General features: G+C 48.6%; 11 protein-coding genes. 10 read left to right on the top strand and 1 reads right to left on the bottom strand.

Annotated elements, in window-relative coordinates; genetic code table 11:
* Window positions 1–163 precede the first annotated feature (163 nt).
* Window positions 164–1,516 (bottom strand): outer membrane protein assembly factor BamB family protein, encoded by a 1,353-nt coding sequence (locus tag IEY53_RS18170; protein WP_189027431.1) that lies wholly within the window; start codon window positions 1,514–1,516, stop codon window positions 164–166.
* Window positions 1,517–1,703: 187 nt separating this feature from the next.
* Between IEY53_RS18170 and IEY53_RS18165 the strand changes: the two genes are divergently transcribed.
* From IEY53_RS18165 to IEY53_RS18120, 10 genes are all read left to right on the top strand, one after another.
* Entirely contained in the window at window positions 1,704–2,159 is a 456-nt protein-coding gene (locus tag IEY53_RS18165; RefSeq protein ID WP_189027430.1) for a hypothetical protein, read from the top strand.
* 19 nt (window positions 2,160–2,178) lie between these two features.
* A complete protein-coding gene (locus IEY53_RS18160; RefSeq protein WP_189027428.1) occupies window positions 2,179–3,171 on the top strand; it encodes a hypothetical protein in 993 nt (330 codons plus the stop codon).
* A 251-nt stretch (window positions 3,172–3,422) separates the two neighbouring features.
* Complete coding sequence (locus IEY53_RS18155) at window positions 3,423–3,620, top strand: immunity protein Imm33 domain-containing protein (protein ID WP_189027426.1); 198 nt, start codon at window positions 3,423–3,425, stop codon at window positions 3,618–3,620.
* 520 nt (window positions 3,621–4,140) lie between these two features.
* Entirely contained in the window at window positions 4,141–4,821 is a 681-nt protein-coding gene (locus IEY53_RS18150; RefSeq protein WP_189027424.1) for a response regulator transcription factor, read from the top strand.
* Between the two features lie 32 nt (window positions 4,822–4,853).
* Window positions 4,854–6,575 (top strand): sensor histidine kinase, encoded by a 1,722-nt coding sequence (locus IEY53_RS18145; RefSeq protein WP_229696219.1) that lies wholly within the window; start codon window positions 4,854–4,856, stop codon window positions 6,573–6,575.
* Window positions 6,568–7,173 carry a hypothetical protein gene (locus IEY53_RS18140; protein ID WP_189027421.1) on the top strand — a complete coding sequence of 202 codons (606 nt, stop codon included), beginning with the start codon at window positions 6,568–6,570 and terminating at the stop codon, window positions 7,171–7,173. Before IEY53_RS18145 ends, IEY53_RS18140 begins: the two co-directional genes overlap by 8 nt.
* Before the next feature lie 157 nt (window positions 7,174–7,330).
* Window positions 7,331–8,002, top strand: a complete 672-nt coding sequence (locus IEY53_RS18135; protein ID WP_189027419.1) for a hypothetical protein — start codon at window positions 7,331–7,333, stop codon at window positions 8,000–8,002.
* Between the two features lie 128 nt (window positions 8,003–8,130).
* The gene (locus IEY53_RS18130) at window positions 8,131–9,306 is read left to right on the top strand and encodes a C39 family peptidase (protein ID WP_189027417.1); all 1,176 of its coding nucleotides are present in this window, start codon (window positions 8,131–8,133) and stop codon (window positions 9,304–9,306) included.
* Window positions 9,307–9,662: 356 nt separating this feature from the next.
* Window positions 9,663–10,415 (top strand): RHS repeat domain-containing protein, encoded by a 753-nt coding sequence (locus IEY53_RS18125; protein WP_189027416.1) that lies wholly within the window; start codon window positions 9,663–9,665, stop codon window positions 10,413–10,415.
* A gap of 18 nt (window positions 10,416–10,433) precedes the next feature.
* Window positions 10,434–19,070, top strand: coding sequence for an RHS repeat-associated core domain-containing protein (locus IEY53_RS18120; protein ID WP_189027414.1), 8,637 nt, complete (start codon window positions 10,434–10,436; stop codon window positions 19,068–19,070).
* The last annotated feature ends 7 nt before the right edge of the window (window positions 19,071–19,077 follow it).

The raw sequence follows: 19,077 nt of genomic DNA, 5'->3' as shown, positions 1-19,077 counted from the left end.
TCCGGGCTAAGACAACATCTGTAAGGACCATCCTCGCCTGGACAGTATACGTCTTCGTAAAAAAGCCTTTTAAAAAAGACACGGTTCCTTTTCACGGTCTTACGGACCGAGAAAAGGATGCATTTAAGAAGGTGATCAGCTTATCGGCTGTCTTGAACTGAGGTTATTTCAGTGATGCAGGCAGCTTGATCCCAAACAGTTTGCCGCCGGATTGAATCAACAGCATGTCGCCGGTCTTCAGCAGAGGGCCGAATTCGCGTGATCCGGTCCGGACGGTGAATACGGGCTTCGTGCTCATAAGGTCATAGGCATGCAGCAGACCGTCGGACTGTCCGACATATACCCCCTTGCCGAATACAGCGGACTGTACCGAATCGTTCTCTCCCTGATCGAAGCGCACATATTGTCCGGTAGCCAGTTTCATGGCGATCAGGCCATGGCTGTTCTCATCGGTGAAATAGATCCGGTCCTGATGTACCAGACCCAGCGGAGTCCGCTGATCATAGCTCTCCTGCGCCCACTTCTTGACCGGCTCTGCGCCGGACACATAGTTCCGGAAATCATACAGAGCCAGGCGCTGACCTTGATGAATGTACAGATCGTTTCCGTTCAGAAATGCGAAACTATAAGAGCCGCCTCCGTGATACACCCCGTCAGTTGCCGCCTTGTCCGTCCAGCTGTAGGTTCGTTCACCCTTGAGCGTTCCCGTACGGAGATTGAAGGCGGCAATTCGGATTTTTCGGTTTACGGGGTCATCATCCAGCATGAATAATTCACGCTCCGAGTAAAGAATTCCATCCTTTATGACCAGCGGCGCCTGCTGCCTGGAAGCCTCCCACAGCTTGGTGCCGGTCGTTTTATCGTACACGGCCACCAGAGATACGGTAATTGCACCGGATACGGCATAATTTCTAACGACAACGTCCTCTGCCTCCTGCGGTTTTGATCCATAATAGTAATTGTTCGGATCTTCGGCGATCCTCCATTTGATCTTGCCCGTTGCGGCGTCTACTGCCGCCATTTTTTGCCCTTGGGTAACATACACCGTTCCCCCGGTAACCGTGATGCTGTCCGCAGCCCCGTAACTGAGTGCAGCGGACCAAACTTTGCTGCCGTTCTCTTCTTTGACCTTATACAGGGCACCCGCACTGGTCATTCCGTAAATGGAGCCGTTGTTATACACCATTCGCTGAGCCAGCTGGCTGCCGAATTCCCAGAGCTTGGTGCCGGTTGCGGCTTTCAGTGCGGCCAGCTTGCCGTTTGGCTGCATCATAAATACCTTGCCATTCTCTGCGATGGCTGTCACCGGCTCCAGGTTATCTACCACCTTGGGCCTTGCGATCGACAGGGACCAAGCAGGTTGTACCACCGGTGCGTCCACTTGCTGGTAATAAATATTGCTTGTACGTACAGCCGCCTCTTCTGCCTGGGCGATTTCTCCACCCCCTCCGAGTGGCAGCATCAGTGCTGCACAAACAGTACAGCTGAGTTTTTTGAAGTTTTCCCCCATTAGCATTGCGAATCCTCCATCCTCAAATGTTTTGTAAACACGTCATGTTCAGGAACTGCTACTATATAGACTCATTGTTTGTAAAAAAGTTACAGTGTGTACGGACTGGAATGGTTTCTAGTGATTATGCAATAGGGTATATTCAATAGATAGGAAAGCAGGAAAGACCAGGAAATATTAAGGAGGGAGAGACATGTTATTACCTCACCGTGTTCGTGAAAAGGGGGTGCTGGAGCAGCGGTTTGGCGACTATCTCACCCGTGAGCGATTCGGTTACCGGATTATGGAGGGGAAGGCAGCTGCGCAGAATCCGCAGGATGTCTGTACTTTTTCGGCGGCAGAAGCACTTGCGGTTCAGAAACGTTTCCTTGCGGCCGATCTGGCTTTTATCAATGCCCGCCATCAGGTGCCGATGCTCTATCATTTTGCCTGCCGTGTGGATAAGGAGAAGGAGAGGGCTTTTTTGCTGGAATACCTGGATATTTTTGCAGAGGAGAAGGATCTTCATTATATTGTGATGCTGGAGATTCTCGGCATGGAAGGTATACATACGCTTGTCGTTCCGGCACTGCTTACCCGTGAGTTGTATCAGGGATACACGCTGGAATTTACAGATACTTCTCATACGATTCTGCGCAAGCAGCGCTAAGACCTAAGGAGGAACAACTATGGGACATCGGGCCAATCTGATTATAATCCGGGAGAGGACTTATTCTCTTTATTACAGCCACTGGTGTGCAATCACATTGCCCAGTGATTTATTCTGGGGGCCGGAAGCGGCAGTGGAATTTATTGAGCAGCAGGAACCGGCGGAAGGATGGCTGGATAACGCATGGGCCGAAGGCGGGGCCTTGGTCGATCTGGACCGGCAGTATCTGTTATGGTACGGCGGTGAGGATGTGAAATATGAAATCCCGCTGCGCCGGCATTTGTTGAAGATGATGTTGCCGTTGTGGCCGGGCTGGACAATGGAGTGGGCTTCCGCCGGGATTCTGGATATGGGCGCTTATATCGGATATCCACTTGAGAAACTGTACAGCAAGAACAGCAGGACTGTGACCCCCTTGAAGCTGGAATCTGAACCCAAAGACGGCTGGGTCCGCTTGGTGGCAAGCGTGGTTTATCTGGATGGAGAGCTGCGACTGTACCCTGTGCAATCGGAACTGGAAGACTATCTGCTGCAAGGGCCTCAGCTGGTGGAATCACTGGAGAAATCAGCGGGGTTCCCCGAACTGGACTTAAACGAATGGCCCCAAGAGACACCGGATCAAGGATTTCACTTGAATTTGCCGGATAAAGCGATAGATGTCTGGTATGCCCCGGATGCGGGAACCCTGCTGCAGCAGTTACGGGAAGCATGGCCCGGCTGGAAGGTTACAGATCATAAGGACCGGTATGAAGCGCAGGTACGGCTGACAGAAGGCAAGCTGCTGTTTAAAAAGGATAATCCGGGGGAGTTGACGGAGTGCTTAACTTCTTATCTGCTGAGAAGCCACTCCAGCCCCATAGATGTGATTAAACAAATTGTTCAGTTAAAAGAAGAGGCCGGGGAGAACATCGAGGTCAATCCGCATGCTCTGGTGGATGAGCCGCAGGATATCCCACAGGATACCCGTGAGCAGCTCTTGCGTTATGCGATTGCGAACATGGCTTTAGAATGAGCCTAAGAGGCTTAAGCCGAAATACGAATCCATCGAAGGAGGAAGAACATATAGAGTGGTTTTTAGAGGATGTTGAAGAGACGATCCGTTTAAACACCCGGAATCGTTTTTTATCCCTTCAAAGCTAGAACGGATGACACAAGAGATAGGGAGAAAAATCAGGCTGCATTTTATATTGACGAATCGGGCCGAAGGGAACCCGCGTGCAGAGCGGATGTGGGTGGAGATAAGGTGGCATTGGTCACCAAAAGATGTTTTCTGCCCGGGAACGCGGTACACTCTGGATATATCGTGAGCCTGCTGAACGTGAAAAGGATAGCGGTTGGCGGCTATTCGCCGGGGATGAAGATCAGGAGTACCTGAGCAATCCTCAGAATACACGGCTGATGAAGTGTATGACACAGTGGACCGTGACCCCGGTTTACTGGGGCCTTCTAAAGGAGAAGTAGGCACGGCGTTCCAGGGGAGCAATATGAGGGAGTGTGGCGGGAGGTCAAGGATTGACAGGGCGGGTACGGATAAGGAATACAAAATGCAAGCTCCTGGAGCGATATGCTGCGGGGGCTTGTTTCACTTCTTCTGATTTAGGTTGGATGAGGAGCCATTTGGCTGCATTTTCTACATCAGGCAGCAGGTAAATCAGGCTGATTTTTAATTTGAGTGTATTTTATACAGTAGGAAAAGCAGTAGTGGCTGGAAAACGCCTGTTTCTTAATGTTCCACTGTACAAAATACATCAGAACACACTTTTGAACTATTTCAGAGGGATTTTGCTGTACTAAATACATTAGCTACATGCTATTGGGGCCTAAGAGATTGAAACGGGAAATTTCGGCCTGTTGAAGCTAATTTGAGTTTGTCCTCCTCTGGAATTTCATATTAAATACACACAGTGTACACAGGACTCAGATATAGTTGGTCTTGTAAGGAACAGCAAAATGATGGTGGGTGGAAGTGGAGTGTCCAAACATGAGGCGAAAAATATTGCTGGTTGAAGACGATGTGCTCATGCGGGAGTTCATTACGGATTATTTTAAAAGGGAACAATGGGATGTGTATGAGGCCGAGAACGGGAGAATCGCGATGGAGCTATTTGAACAGATCTCTGTTGACTTGGTGGTTCTGGATATTATGATGCCGGAGCTGGATGGATTTTCGGTATGCAGGCGTATCCGGAAGAAATCGGACGTACCGATCATTATCATCACGGCCCGTTCGGACGACGAAGATCATATGCTGGGATTCGAGCTGGGGGCGGATGAATACGTGACGAAACCCTTAAGTCCGAGGGTATTAGTTGCCCGTGCAACGGCACTGATGAGAAGATCGGAAGGGACAGTCGGACGGGATGACGATCTGCTGGTCTATGGCGAATTGGTAGTGAACAGATCGGCGCATTCGGCGGCTGTAGCTGGAGCTAAGATTTCTTTGTCGCCGAAGGAGTATGAGCTGCTGCTCTTTCTGACCAAGCACTACGGCAAAGTGTTGGCCCGTGAATATATTCTGGATGCGGTCTGGGGATACGACTACTTGGGGGATGTGCGCACCGTGGATACCCATATCAAAAAATTAAGAGCCAAACTGGGAGAAGAAGGCCGGTACATCTGCACGGTTATCCGGTCAGGCTATAAATTCGAGATGGAACCTTGAGAAGGCACAGTGTAGTACTTAAGCTTTTTGTTGTGACGACAACGTTGATTCTGCTTGTTTTTTCAGGTGTACTGGTTGCCGCAGGGGTGTTTTTTGAACACTTTTACCGGGTATCCAAGATTGAGGCTTTGGATAAAAGCACAGCTGAGCTTGCCCGGCAGCTCCAACTGGAGCCGTTAAATGAGTCTCAATTCTCGCGGCGGCTTGGAGTATACATGAATGAGAATGATAGCAGTATGTCTATTTTGGATGAGTCCTTTGCGCGGATTCCTTATAACCCGTATCATCTGGAGCTTCAGACCGGTACCCAGCAGATCAGTATCCATATTCCCCGGGAAGGAATGGCTGTTGGTGACATTCCTCAGGGCATTAGGACCGGTGACAAGCTGGTAGTGGATGGGATTTTTATGGATGAAAAGGATACCATCTTGCAGCCGGTGGTATTTCAGCCGGCAAACATGGACCCGGAAGAGGGATTGGTACGGGTATCAGGGACTGTGACAGATCTGCTGCTCCCTAAGGATCGGTCGTATAACCCTTTATATCAGGATACACTGATGGATGAGGCACTTAATGAATTCGGGCCGCAGGTGGAACACGCTCAGTCCAGCTTGGCGAGCGGTTCTATTATGGAGATGGAGTGGCAGGATAAATGGAGCGGAGTGAATTACGCGGTATTAATCCGCTCTCTTCCGGAAGACCATCAGGGCATGCGTTATTTAATGGTCATGACTTCTTTGCAGCCTGTCGGGGAAGCTGTGGAGATTCTAAAAAACTATGTCGTGTATTTGGCACCGGTTATAGCCGTGGCAGTGGTTATTTTGTCATTCATTTATTCCAGACTGGTCTCCCGCCCGTTACTGACACTGAACCGTTCTGCGGAGCGTCTGGCCCAGTTGGACTTTTCTGAGCCGCCAAAGATCCAATCGAGAGATGAGTTCGGCAAATTGTCCCGGAACATGACGGCATTGTCCCGAAATCTGGATGCTGCCTTACAGGAGCTTACCCGTGCGAATGAGCAGCTTCAAGAAGATGTTGAGCAAAAGCTGCGGTCTGAACAGCTTCGTAAGGAGCTGATTGCGAACATTTCGCATGAATTGAAGACTCCACTGGGGATTGTCAAAGGTTTCGCCGAAGGCCTCCAGGATGGAGTGGCCAGCGACAAAAAGGAACGTTACCTGGAGCTCATTGTCAATGAAACGGATCGCATGAATGCTCTGATTATGGATATGCTGGAGCTGTCCAAATATGAAGCCAAGGCCATCCGGTTACGTCTGGCGAGCCTGTCCCTAAAGACTCTGATTTACAAAGTGGTGGATTCGTTCACGGAGCAGCTGGAGCGGAAGCAGCTTGCACTTAAGCACGATATCCCGGAAGCAGAGGGGCTGTTCGTAGCCGCCGATCCCCGGCGAATCGAGCAGGTGATTCTAAATTTACTCAGCAATGCCACCCGGCACGCCGCCGAAAATAGCGTGATTACTGTCCGTATAAAGCAATCGTCACCTGGTATTCTCACCACGGTTATTGAAAATACCGGTCCATCCATTGCCGAGGAGGACCTTGGCCGGATTTGGGATCACTTTTACCGGGCGGAACGCTCCCGTGATCGTAAATCCGGAGGGACGGGGCTGGGACTGGCGATTGTAAAACACATTTTGGAGCTGCATGAAAGCGAGTTTGGCGTAAGTAATATAGATCAGGGAGTCGCTTTTTATTTCACATTACGGATAGACAAAGGAGAAACCCATGAATAAAAATACGAATAAACCTAAATTTATCTTACTGGGTGCAGCCATGAGCACCATGCTTCTACTCGGTGCCTGCGGTACGAAGTCCAATTCAGAAGGTGCAGACGTTGTGAATGCCCCACCTACAGCGGGCAGCGAGGAGAATACAGTCGCCGAGAATCAGCCCGTTACCAGCACGGCATCACCTGATACCAACATTACGGAGCCGACAGTTGCTGATCCCTCTAAACCCGAGAACACGGAGAACACCCCAGCTTCGGAGAAGCCGGCAAATACGGACAGTGAAATCCTGGTTGTGATTGACCAGACCGCCAAGCCGTCGGAAGGAAACAGCTTTGATTTTTTCATCGAGCAGCTTCCGTCCGGGTTCATGCTTGCTGAAATGCAGTGGGTCTCCAAGGAGAATCTGATTGTAAATTCACGGGAAGAGGCCATACAGCATGGAGGGGATGGAGAAGACGGGTTTTACATCAGCGGAAACGGACAGTTTTCCGGCTTCATTTACCCGGATTCGATGAAAGGTGAGAAAGGCGAGGTGGTGATCTTGTTCAAGAATGAACAAGGTAAAGAGCTGACGTGGAAAAAGGAAATCACGTTGAAGTAATAGGATATACGTATTCAGAAAGCAGCCGATAGGGCTGCTTTTTTGGTGTGCTTGCCTGCAATTATACAAGAATTTATTCGATAGTGAATAAATTGTCATATTATTGCAAAAGTCATGATAAACTTAACCTGTATGAACAAAAAAGGTGGTGGTAATAATGGGCAGTTTTCTTCCAAAAAGTAAGAGGTCCAGGTCACTCGTATTAATTGTGCTTGTTATTGTAGTGGGAAGCTATTTATTATTTTTTGGACCGCCCTGGAAACCTATTGCTCTAAAAAAACAATTTGAAGTTTATTTGGAGGACAGATACCAAAAGGACTTCACTCTGAAAAATATTGATTTTGATTTCATACACCGCACATATCATTCGTTAGCTCATCCAGGAGATGACCCCAGTCTTCACTTCTATGTTGGGCAAGATATAAGCTCAAAGGAAATAAATGATGCTTATCCACAAGAAGTATGGAAGCAAGAGGCGAATGAAGAATTGACTCCTTGGATCAGCAAGTTGTTCACAGCATCTATCAACCATTCCATTGAGACTCAGACATCATATGAACTTTCTTCAGAGGAATTAGTGCAGCTACCAGAATATAAAAAAGCTGTATCCGTCAGAATTGGTATTAATATGAGAAATACCGAGATATCCGATAATAACAAAAATAAAGAACTGGAGCTTGTGTTACAGTTTCTCACTCTAATAAGAGAGGAAGCAATCCGTGTCTCGTATCTTGCTGTTGACTATGGAAATAAAACTCTGCGAGTAAACTATGAACAAATTAAGGAAGTGAATAGCATTTTTGATCTGGAAAATCTCTTGCCAAACTAGTTGAAAAGTAAATATTGGGGAATAAATTCCTTTATCTTCCCTATTCCTTGCTCTATAATATATTCAATATGGGAATATTTTGAAAAATAAACACTCTCATTAACCTATTATACCAAGGAGATGATTTAATGACAGGTAAAAAAGTTTATTTTGTATTCTTAACTATTTTTATGATTGGTTCCATATTATTTCTCCCTCCATCAAAATCTAGTGCTAACAGCGGTGAAACAATACCTATTGAAATCGTCAAACAAGTTATTGAAGCAGATATCAAATCTTTTACTCCGGATCATGAATTTTTTGGTATTTGGGACCATGTTAACATCATTCATAGCGCTGATCTCTATGACATTCATGACAACATTATGGGTTATTACTTTCTTCTCCAGGATAATCAGAAAAATGTGGGTTATTATATTACCGGAGCACGGTATGATATAACGCCCATACTAGAATACAGCAATGCACCTTTCAAAGATAACTTGAAAGCTCAACATGAAGGGAAGAAAATTTATTATTTTGGTGGTGAGAATCAAGCATTTGCTTATAATGCAAAAGAGCTAACAGACCAAGTAGAGACAGAAATAAAGAAATATAATGAGAAGTTATCACTCAATAAGAGTTCATCTGAATCTGCTCTTGATCTAACAACTGTACTCAATGACCTTGAAATGAATCAAGATGAAAACTCGCAGATATTATGGAAGCAATACTTGACATCTGGAGATAATAGCCTCATGGCATATCCAACTTCGTATTATTTAAACGTGCCCCATATTTATCAGTATCAGACTGGTATTAACCACGATGATAGCGCCTGTGGTCCATCCTCTTTAGCGATGGCTATTCAATATCTGAGTTCAATCGGGTTATCGGTCCATGACAAAACTTACTTTGATAACTCAGAAGTTGATATGGTAAACGGGTTCTATAATTTTCTTGGAACTAGCATCTTTGGAACAACAGCTGGAAATATGTCCTACCTTACAAGCCAACTGCTAAATATGCATATGAACGGCTGGCAGGCTACTTCCATTGACGCCGATGATTCCGGTTCCATAGCGAGCTTTCAGGACCGTGTTGTAAGTTCAAGGCCTCCGTTAGTTATGTGGGATACATTAGGCATATTCCCATGGCTTGATCCTGATGTTACTTGGCATTGGCAAACAGGGACAGGTTATAGAACGACTAATGGAGTTTTCGAATTTGGTGTCAAAGATCCTAGCAGCAGTTCCTCCGCTACTAAATATTACTCGTGGACAGCAAACGATAACGGCTTTTTATTCGTGTCTTATAAACAGTAACGTATCTCTAAGTGAAATACGTTACGGTAAAGAGCTGACGTGGAAAAAGGAAATTATGTTGAAGTAATAGGATACGCGTAATCAGAAAGCAGCCGATGAGGCTGCTTTTTTGGTGTGCTTGCATACGGTTTAAGTATGCAACGCTTATTGGAGCAGGAACTAATTTTATAGCTCGAAAGTACCTTATTCAGGAAAAAATATATTTATTTCCTTTAATTTAATCGATAATACTTGTAAGGAGTTGGAAGTAGATATAGTTAATTTTCACTAGAGGATTTTGCAGATAAGTGAGCGTTTAAATCTATGAGGCAGGAGTGAGAGAAATGAGAGGAATAAGACCCAAAAGAATTAGGCTTTTGTTCACTATTTTTACCGTTGCAATAGTTTCAAGCTTGGCTTCTATTTCTGCATCAGCCGTCCAGTATGAATACGACGATTTGGACCGCTTAATCAAAGCAGGAACAGAGGGCGGCGAGACCATCCAGTATCAATACGATGCGGGTGGAAATCTGTTGAATGTAACCAAGAGCACAAATACAGAGGGGGGGCAGACAGCAAATAAGGCGGGAGTGCACATATGGGAGGGCTGGAAGCCATATTTTACAGCGGGAGTGAATGCACAATATAGTTTGATACATAATGCAAAAGAAGATCACAGTGAACCTACTGTTGAAGACTCGGTCTATGCAGTTGATCCCGGACCCTCGGTAACGTTAGATGTATATGGAGCAGTTACCGTTGAACACTATCCTGTTCAGCAATTGATAGCCAACTCCAGTGTGGCGGGCGGCGCAAACATTTACAAGGATTTTGAAATAAAGAGTCAAGTGTCCTATACCCTCTCTGGCTTAATCCAAACTGAGCAGCTGCAGCATTCTGTGGCACAGGTAATTGTCAATTACTATAATGCAAAGGATCGGCTGATCGGATACGAAAATGTTGTCAATGTGCGGACCAATTCGGATTGGATGGATTTCGGCAAGGAACTGCTCACACCTGTTGAAGCGGTTAAAGCGCGTGTGCATTTGCAGATGCTAATACTTGAAGCTGATGGATCAGGAACGGCAAATTATGCAGCCGTCTCCTTTGAACCTCACCAGGTTCCATAATAAGGAGGCGCCAAGCAGATGAATCGAAAACGAATATGGCATAGTGTTGTTGCAGGTCTGGTCATCCTTGCCCTTGTTTTTATCTCCACACCTACGAAGACAAATGCGGCAGCTACGACTTCCTACCAGATCTCGCCGGGGGAATCTGCTCTCATAACATCCACTTATACGACAACAACATCCATTTATGTGAAAGGGCCTTCTTTTGATTATGTGAAATATTATGATGATGGAGAAGTTGCATATTTAGGCCAAAAAGAAACATCGGACACCTATTCAGCCACGGCGGGTCAGCGGTTAATTGTCACGAATACATCAGCGGGAACAGTAACCGTCGAGACCAAAACCAGGGCATTGAACATGAGCTGGACCGGCGCGCCAGCCTTGATTAAAAAATGGCTGGCTCCGGGTCAAAGCTTGACAGCCTATAATAATAGTGCCGCCACAGAAACAATAAATGTGGGTGGGGACAATGACTATGCCGATTATGACGGAGCCGGTACTTTACTCTCCTATGCAACGGAGGATACAGGCGGCAATATGACGATTCCCGCTGGCGAACGGTCTGCGGTTACCAATCGGGATACGGCTGGTTACGAAGTCTTTGGAGCCTATGAAATATTTAACTTTATAGACCGGTCAACACCGGCAGCCTTTCACTGGACGCTGCAACCCGGGGAAACGATGCAAGCGGCCAGTCACGCAACGAAAAACTTTAATATTCGTTTTCATCCCAATTTTTACGAATACGCTCTTTATAATAATGCAGGTGAACTAGACTCCTACGGGAAATCCACCAATTCTTTGCGGACCCTCTCGCCACTTGAACGTCTGGTGGTCACCAATTATCTGGATAATCCCATGGAAATAAAAGGGCCTTATGATGGGTTTACCGTTTCAGCCCGAACCCTTCCTGCTATGTTCAGCGATACACTGCATAGTGGAGAAAGTCTGCGAATCCAGAATACGGGAGACAAAGCTTATACACTCGATTTGGAAGGGTCGTATGACTTCGCAGAGTACAACGCAGCCGGAGAAGTGGTCGGATATGGACAAGAAACTATAACGGGTACCAATTCCATCGCGGCTGGTGGTTACATTGTGGTTACCGAATCAGGTACAGGAACCGTGGAAGTTGTTGGCCCTCACGATGGCTTCCAGTTTACAGACAGTGCTTATCCTGCACTCTATACCCGGACGGTCACAGCGGGTGAAAGTCTGGAAGCTGCCAATGGGACGAGCGGAGCAGCAGGCATAGAGTTTAACGGAACTTTTGACTACGCTCTGTACAACAATCCCGGCAGCATCAAAAGCTATTACGCGGGCCGTTCTCTCGGTGAACTGAATATACCTGACGCCGAGCGGGTTGCTTTTACCAATGTAGGCAGTACATCCGAAGAGATTTATGCCCCGTATGCGGCATTTACCTTTTCATCCCGATCCCATCCCGTAACTTTCCACAGGACATTGGCGCCGGGAGAGACAATAAGGGCTGATAATCTTACTCTCCTTAGCTTTCCTGTAGCTGTCAGCGGCCAACATCATTATGTGGTGTATGACAACGGGAACGAAGTTAGTGAATTCGGTCGTCCTGTGGAAGCAGATAGTTACAGTATTGACGACACAGAATCGCTTATTGTTACAGACAGCGGTCTGGCGAATATGACGGTATCCGGTCCATATGATGCTTTTTTGGTCAGCGACCGCACGGTTCCCGCCCTGAACAAGATTTATCTTCCGGAGGGAAGCAGCCTGCGGCTCAGCAATCTTAGTCCGGCATTATTCAGTCTGGATCTGGAAGGGACTCATGATCAGGCCAGTTATATGGAGAATGGCGCTCTCCGTTCTTTTGACCGCAAAAGAACGCTGGGCAGTCTCTCGATGTTCAATGGCGAACGGCTTACTATAACCGGAGCAGGCAGCACGCCGCTGCAGGTAATCACGCCTTATGATGTGACACAGGTGCAAACAAGTGAGACGCCTGCGCTCGCTTTAAGGACACTGGCTCCGGGGCAAAGCGCCCAATTGGCCAATACATCCACACAAACCAAAAATATTGAAATGACCGGCACACATGACATGATGGAGTATACCACTGCCGGTATCCCTAATATCTATACACAGGACCGCACATTGTCCTACAAAAGTTTAAGTGCCGGAGAGTCGGCTGCAGTCGAGAACCGCGATATCAAGACTATCGACGTGTATGGTGCCTATGAATTGTTCACTGCGTCAGACCGCATTAATCCGGTAACGTTTAAGCGAACCCTGTCAGCGGGCCAAAGTCTTGATCTAAAGAATTCCTCCGCCAAATTATTTACTGTTTATGCAGATGGATTATATGATTTTGCACAATATGATGGAACCGGAGATGCTTCGGATGCCGACCGGGAATATGCGCTCCATTCCAAAATTGTGGCCATCGAAAACCGCCTGGCGGTGACGGCTGCGGCCTCATCCGTTACCCTAGAGGGACCTTTTGATGTCTTCACGGTAACGGCACGGACGAGTCCTGCTTTGTTTGAGTATGCCCTGTCCCCGCGAGAGAGTATAGAGGCTGTATACACGGGGACTGCTCAGGGTGATGTTCATATGACAGGAGAATATGATTATTCCCTGCGTACCCCTGAAGGCAGTGTAAATACGTATGCCCGCAATCAAAGAATGAGCAGCAAGGAACCTGTGGATGCTGGTCAGCGGATCGCGGTAGAAAACAGTGCTGAAGCCGGAATTGTGGTATATGGGGCCTATGATGTGTTTCAGGCTTCCCGCCGTGTCCATCCGGTGACCTTTCATCAATCGCTCGCTCCCGGAGAAAGTATGGAGGCGGTCAACAACGCTGCCAAGCTGTTCTATCTTTATCCAAGCGGAATTCATGATGCTGTGCAGTTTGACAGCGCAGGAGAAGTGGATGGAATAGGACGAGCAAGCAGTTCGGGAACAAAATCCATGGAAGCCGGTTCGCGGATTGCGATTACGAATGCGGATACGGTTCCGATCCTGGTTGAAGGTTCTTTTGATATCTATACTGTGACGAATCGTGCGAACCCGGCTTTATTTATAACATCGCTGCAGCCGGAAGCGAGCATGGAGGCACGTTACACCGGTACAACCGAAGCGGATATCAAAATGACGGGAGCTTATGATTATGCAACGTATGACAATGCCGGAACCTTTGAACAGTACGGGCATCATTATACGACTGTTCTAACTCAGAAGGTCGAAGCTGGTAAACGCGTGGCTGTTCAAAACAGTGACGAAGCTGCCATCGAGGTATATGGAGCTTACGATCTATTTCAAACGCAGTCACGTGTGAACCCGGTAACCTTTATCCGGACACTTGCAGCCAACGAGAATATAGAGCTTCACGCCCGCACCTCCAAACAGCTGTCTCTCTACTTCGAGGGTCCCTTCGATTATGCAAGATACAGCGGTAATGGAGGGGTAGAATCCTACAATACAGGATACTCGGCTGTCTCTCTGCAGCTGCAAGGAGACGACAAGCTTGCGGTTTCTGCCACACAGGTACAGCCGGTCACCGTTTCCGGTTCCTATGACGGGTTCAGACTGACCAGCCGAAATGAACGGGCGGTTACAGTAGCAACATTGCAGGCAGGGGAGAGCAATTCGGTACGGAATATTTCCCCGGATTCGTTTGGTGTTAAGATTTCCGGAGTCTATGATTACCAGATTTACGATTTGTCCGGCACCATGGACAGTTTCGGTAATGATAGTTCACTGGCGAGCAGGACTCTTGGATCAACGAAACGGATCGTCATTACGGGCACGGAAGCAGGTCACGTAACGGTTAGCGTGCCCACAGATGCAGTACGGGCAACGGACGGCAGTGATTCTGAGTTTGTGAAGGGGCTTGAAATCGGTGAAAGCATGGAAGCCGTCAATCGGACGGGTGTTTCGGCATCACTCATCGTAAGCGGCAAATACGATCTGGCTATCTATGATGGGGCCGGCAAGCCTTCCAGCTTCGCAAGGGAGACATCAAGCGCCGCCATTTCCATCCCTGGTGGTTACCGTGCCGTTCTAACCAGCCGACAGACGGGTGGCACTGTAGTAAGCGGCAGTCAAGCGGCCTTTCAAATCGCTGATCAGGCGAACCCTGCGCTGAATATTGTGAAGCCTGGACAAGGCAAAACCGTTCAGATTAAGAATATCAGCACGGGAACCTGGAAACTCTCCGCTGATGGGACGGCAAATTGGGCTTCGTACAGCGGAAGCGGAGCCGTCCTGGATTATGGACTGGAATCGGAAGCAAGCGGGTTTACGCTTACTCCGTCTGAGCGCCTGAACGTAACGCAGCCTTTACTGGATGGGCTGGCTCTTTGGGGACCTTTTGATGCGATGCAGACCGAGACGGTTGATCATCCGGCACTCGACCAAGGAGAACTGAAGGCGGACGGATTATTATCCGCCCTTAATCAGACCAGCACTGCACAGACGCTAAAGGTAGAAGGAGCATTCAGCTACCTTATCGGTCAAGGCAGCGAGCAGACTGGGCAAAGTCCGCTGACCGTGCCAGCTGGCGCATCGGCATTGCTTCGGAACACAGATACAGCCGATATTCAGGTCTATGCCCCTTATGGACTGTTCCAATTGGAAGACCAAGGGGAGGGGACAGTACCTATATCGGGCATTGGGGCAGCCGGCCAGATTGCCAAGCTGGACCCGGCGGACTATGACCCGCAATCGTTCCATTCCGATCCTGTGGATACGGCTACGGGTGCACAGATTATCAACCGCACGCTATTGACGGCACACGGTGCTGTACCTATTCCGTTTCAGGCTCAGTATCACTCTTTATTAACGGGAGAGGGAGCACTCGGTACTGGATGGAGTCATAATTTTGCGATTCGCCTGTCCCGGGACAGCAGCGGTGATCATGTCCGGGTGCATTGGAACGACTTCCGAAGCAACTTGTTCGTGCGAGGAGCAAACGGGACTTTTGCCTCATCAGACACAGCCGCCCGACTAGACTCGCTTACGGAAAATCCGGACGGCAGCTATGTCCTGAAGCGTAATGACGGGACCGCCTACCAATTTACTGCAGCGGGACTTCTCAGCTCGTTGTCCGAACATACCGGGCTGCAACTGGTGTTCACTTATACCCCAACTGGACAACTTACGGGGGTGGTAGATCCGCTCACTGACGCTGCGCTTAACTTTGCGTATAATGCCAAAGGCAAGGTCGCGGCAGTATCGGATCAGGCAGGCAGAGAGGTTGCCTTTGCTTATGACCCGGAAGGAAGATTAAGCCAAATAACCGATGCCGGGGCGAAACTAACCCTGTACACGTACGACAGCAAAAACAGGGTAGTTTCCGCCACCAGCGAGGGCCTGCAATTATTCAAGAATGTGTTCGACAGTGAAGGCAGAGTTGTAGAGCAGCGGGATGCTGTGACTGGCAGTGAACCCACCCGATTTGCTTATTCGGAAACCGCTGGTCAGCTTGTAACCACCATTACTGACCGCAACGGAAACACTCAGAAGCGGACGCATGATGCAAAATATCAGCTCTTGAGCGTAGAAGATGAGCTTGGACGCACAACAACTTATGCCTATGACAATTACGGCAATCGAATTAGTGTTACGAATACGCTAAACCAGACGGCAACGTATACCTTTGATGTCCGAAGTAACTTACTGGGAGCGAAAGACCACACTGGCAATACGATTCAGATGACATACGATACGGATAATAATCTGCTGACGGCCACCGGCCCGGATGGCAGCACCGTGGTTAATACGTATGATAGCAATAACCGGCTGTTGACGGTAAAAGATCCCGAAAGCGGGACAACCCGCTATACGTATGATGCGAACGGGCTTCTGCTCTCGGCAGCCGATCCGCTCAGCGGCATCTCGCATTACAGTTATACTGGCAACCGATTGACGGGTATGCAGAATGCCGCAGGTGAATCAGTAGCCTTCAGTTATGATTCGGCTGGACGGTTAGTGAGCCAGACCGATGCAGACGGCAATGAATCCAAGGTCGTATACAACGCAGATGACCAGCTTGTGTCGGAGTCGGATCCGCTGGGAAATAGCGAATCTTACAAGTATGACCGCCAGGGTTTCCTGGCTGCTGCAACTGACGCGCTTGGCAACATCACGAGCTATATTTACGACGGCAACGGGAATATAACCGCAGTCGTCAATGCACTAGATGAGACGATGAACCTAAGCTATGACGGTGAAGGAAGGCTGGAGCGCCTGGCGGACCCGCTGGGGAATGTCATGACCTTCAGCAACGATGCTGCAGGCAACCTGCTCACCGAGACGAATGCAGCAGGAGAGACCGTACGTTATGTCTATGATGCGCTGAATCGTCTGACGGAGGCTTATGACGCGGCCAACATTAAAGTTTATGCAGCTTCTTATGATAATGCAGGTAACCTTGAGACGCTTACGGATGCTCTGAATCAGACGCGGACCCAAGTGTATGACGATCTGAACCGTTTAACTGCGGTGATCGATCCGCTGCAGCGGACGACGAGCTTCTCCTACGACAATTTGAACCGCCTGACCACGGTCACGGATCCTTTGCAGGGCCAGGCGAGCCGCAGCTTCGATGCGCTGAGCCGGATCACAGGGGTCACCGATCCGAATGCCAATACAACGGGATACACCTATGATCTTGTGGGTCGTCTGACTGGAGAGACAGATGCATCCGGCGGTAATCACACCTATGCGTATAATGCACTCGGAAGGCTTGCCCAGGAGACTAATGGCCGCAATCAAGTAACTGCATATCACTATGATGCGAACGGACGGCTTACCCAATTTACAGACCCGGCAGGCAGTGTTACCTACACTTACGATGCGAATGGGAACGTGACAGGTATTGCCGATGGCAGCGGTAAGGCACTCACCCGAGTATTTGATAAGTTGGACCGTGTCGAACAGTATACGGATGAAGAGGGAAACACCCTCCGGTATACCTATGATGCAGCTGGCAACTTGACGATCCTTACTTATCCGGACGGCAAAACGGTTACGTACACGTATGATGCCGCCGGCCGGATGAAGACTGTTACGGATTGGGATAGCCGAGTAACGACCTACGGTTACGATAGTAATGGACAGCTTATATCCACGCAGAGACCGGATGGTACGGTAGAGACCCGCACGTATGATCCGAATGGACAACTGGCCAGCCTGACCGACAAAAGCACAGACGGCAGCGTCATTTACACTGCTTCCTATCTATATGATGCGGCCGGTAATGTAGTTACGGAAACGGTGAATGGTCCGCAGACGGTGACCTCAAATGTGTATGGCAGCGGACTTGGCATTGATATTAACGGCCCGGGGTTATCGCCGGATACCGAACAACTGACTGTTGCCGATGCCGCGATGACTTACGCAGCCGATAATCGGCTGAACGCCTATAATGGCAGTGCAGTCCTCTATGATGCTGATGGAAATATGACACTCGGTCCTCTGCTAGGCAGCATGCAGGCGTATACGTACGACGCACGCAACCGGTTGACGGAAGCGGGTGGAGTGAACTACGGATACAACAATGAGAACGCAAGAACATCTGTGACGGTGAATGGGATTACAACCCAATACGTTATAAACCCGCACGCGGTATTGTCTCAGGTGCTGATGGAACAGGACGGGCAGGGGCAAGCGAAAGCCTGGTATGTCTATGGTCTCGGGTTATTGGGCCGCGAGGATGCGGGAGGAAACTACCAGACGTATCATTATGACCGCCGCGGCAGCACCGTGGCGCTGACCAATGATTCGGGCCTGGTGACAGATTCCTATACGTATGGAAACTATGGGGAAGCACTGGATCATCAGGGTGCGAGCGAGCAGCCGTTCCGGTATAATGGACGCGAAGGCGTGATGACCGATGAGAACGGGCTCTATTACATGCGGGCGCGGTATTATAACCCGGACATCAAACGGTTTGTGAACCGCGATGTTGTGACAGGAACTATTTCCAGCGCACAGACGCTGAACCGTTACGCCTATGTGAACGGGAATCCCATCTCTTACGTCGATCCGTTTGGCCTCAGCCGCGACGGCGACTCGATCTGGATGCAGGGCGCCAGCTTCCTGGCGGATTTGACCCCGGGACTGGGCACGGTCAAGGGCTTCCAGCAAGCCTTCACCGGCACAAACTATGTCACCGGAGGCCAGTTATCAGTTGCAGACCGCTGGTCCGAAGGCATAGGCTCGGCCATGAGCATCATCCCGATTCCTGGCATGAAGTATGTCGGGAAGTACGGGACGGAAGGTGCTGTATGGGCGGGCAAGGGGATTGGGAAGTTGCTTGGCTTGGGGGCTAAGAAGGGGACGGGGAAAGCTCGCACAGAAATTATTGATTTATACCGAGCGGTTGGTCCAGACGAATATTATGACATTATGGATAAACAGATTTTTAGAGCGGGACCGTACAGTTACGATGGAAAACAATTTGGACTAAATTTTGATGAAGTGTTGAAATTAACCGATTTCTTGAAGGATTCTTCAGCAATTATTAAAGTGAAGTTACCAAGGAGTATATTTGATGAGTTAGATCATACACCTGTCGACAAGATGATATTAAAAAGTGGCTCTGTTACGGTACAGCCAGACAAATATGACATATTTAATCAGTCTATACTTGAAATTAAACATGAATTTTAGGAGAAGT

It is taken from the genome of Paenibacillus albidus, from assembly GCF_014644435.1.
GTDB lineage: Bacteria > Bacillota > Bacilli > Paenibacillales > Paenibacillaceae > Paenibacillus_AQ > Paenibacillus_AQ albidus.
This window is presented reverse-complemented; position numbering and strand designations above follow the sequence as displayed.

Coding starts and splice junctions, on each gene's coding strand:
- IEY53_RS18170 (WP_189027431.1), bottom strand. CDS start 1,516: ATGCTAATGGGGGAAAACTTCAAAAAACTCAGCTGTACTGTTTGTGCA.
- IEY53_RS18165 (WP_189027430.1), top strand. CDS start 1,704: ATGTTATTACCTCACCGTGTTCGTGAAAAGGGGGTGCTGGAGCAGCGG.
- IEY53_RS18160 (WP_189027428.1), top strand. CDS start 2,179: ATGGGACATCGGGCCAATCTGATTATAATCCGGGAGAGGACTTATTCT.
- IEY53_RS18155 (WP_189027426.1), top strand. CDS start 3,423: ATGTTTTCTGCCCGGGAACGCGGTACACTCTGGATATATCGTGAGCCT.
- IEY53_RS18150 (WP_189027424.1), top strand. CDS start 4,141: ATGAGGCGAAAAATATTGCTGGTTGAAGACGATGTGCTCATGCGGGAG.
- IEY53_RS18140 (WP_189027421.1), top strand. CDS start 6,568: ATGAATAAAAATACGAATAAACCTAAATTTATCTTACTGGGTGCAGCC.
- IEY53_RS18135 (WP_189027419.1), top strand. CDS start 7,331: ATGGGCAGTTTTCTTCCAAAAAGTAAGAGGTCCAGGTCACTCGTATTA.
- IEY53_RS18130 (WP_189027417.1), top strand. CDS start 8,131: ATGACAGGTAAAAAAGTTTATTTTGTATTCTTAACTATTTTTATGATT.
- IEY53_RS18120 (WP_189027414.1), top strand. CDS start 10,434: ATGAATCGAAAACGAATATGGCATAGTGTTGTTGCAGGTCTGGTCATC.